This is a genomic window from Mycobacterium sp. TH-M82 (assembly GCF_057473605.1).
In genome coordinates, this window is sequence record NZ_JBYCKY010000835.1 from 1 (window position 1) to 1,100 (window position 1,100).

The 1,100-nt window shown below is 71.0% G+C and carries 2 protein-coding genes; both read left to right on the top strand.

Translation table 11 applies throughout. The features are described 5' to 3' along the window. A partial coding sequence (locus tag AC2VON_RS24275) for a 16S rRNA (cytosine(1402)-N(4))-methyltransferase (RefSeq protein ID WP_486955122.1) occupies positions 1 to 575 on the top strand: 575 nt, incomplete at its 5' end. Further along, positions 572 to 1,100: cell division protein FtsL (gene ftsL, locus AC2VON_RS24280; RefSeq protein ID WP_486955123.1), on the top strand; the 529-nt coding region annotated here is incomplete at its 3' end. The genes AC2VON_RS24275 and ftsL, both read left to right, overlap by 4 nt.

Sequence of the window (1,100 nt, forward strand, 5' to 3'; positions counted from 1 at the left end):
CCGCAGCCGACATCGTCAACAGCTACGACCAGGCGGCGCTGGCTGACATCCTGCACCGCTACGGCGAGGAGCGGTTCGCGCGCCGCATCGCCGCCCAGATCGTGCGGCGGCGCGCCCGCGCTCCGTTCACCTCCACCGGGGACCTGGTCGAGCTGCTTTACCAGGCGATCCCGGCCCCGGCCCGTCGCACCGGCGGGCACCCGGCCAAGCGCACCTTCCAGGCGCTGCGCATCGCGGTCAACGAGGAGCTGGACTCGCTGCGCGGCGCCCTTCCGGCGGCCATGGAGGCCCTCACCCGCGGCGGACGCATCGTGGTGCTGTCCTATCAGTCTCTGGAAGACCGCATCGTCAAGCGGGCGTTCGCCGACGCCGTTGCCACGCGCACGCCGATCGATCTGCCGGTGGAACTGCCCGGTCACGGGCCTCGATTCCGGTCGTTGACACGCGGTGCCGAACGCGCCGGTGCCGTTGAGATGGAAGGTAATCCGCGCAGCGCCGCGGTGCGATTACGGGCCCTGCAGCGGGTGCAGGACGGGGAAGCGGCACGGCACGCAATCGGGAAGGGCGACTCATGAAGACCAAACGCGAGACGCCGAAACGCCGTGGCAGCATCGATCGCCGGGGCGCGGGCACCGGCTCCGGCGGTTCCGTCCGCAACGGCAGACGCTCCGCGGCCGAGTCGGTGCACAGCACCAGGCCGGGCAAGGCCCCGGCACCCGCCCGCGAGGGCCGTACACCGAAATCCGGACCTCAGACCAGCCCGATCCCGCGGCCGGTGGACCGGCCGGTCCGGCCCAAGAGCGCCAGCCAGGCCAAGGCCCGGACCAAGGCGCGGAAAGCCAAGGCGCCCAAGGTTGTCCGGCCCCGCCTGACGGAGCGGTTGGCCGCCCGGCTGGCTTCGATCGATCTGCGGCCAAGGACGCTGGCGAAGAAGGTTCCCTTCGTCGTGCTGATCATCGGCGCGCTCGGTCTGGGGCTGGGCCTGACGCTGTGGTTGTCGACAGCCTCGGCCGAGCGGTCCTATCAGCTGAGCCATGCGCGCGAGAAGAACCGCTTGTTGCAGCAGCAGAAGGAGTCGCTGGAACGCGATGTGCGCGAGG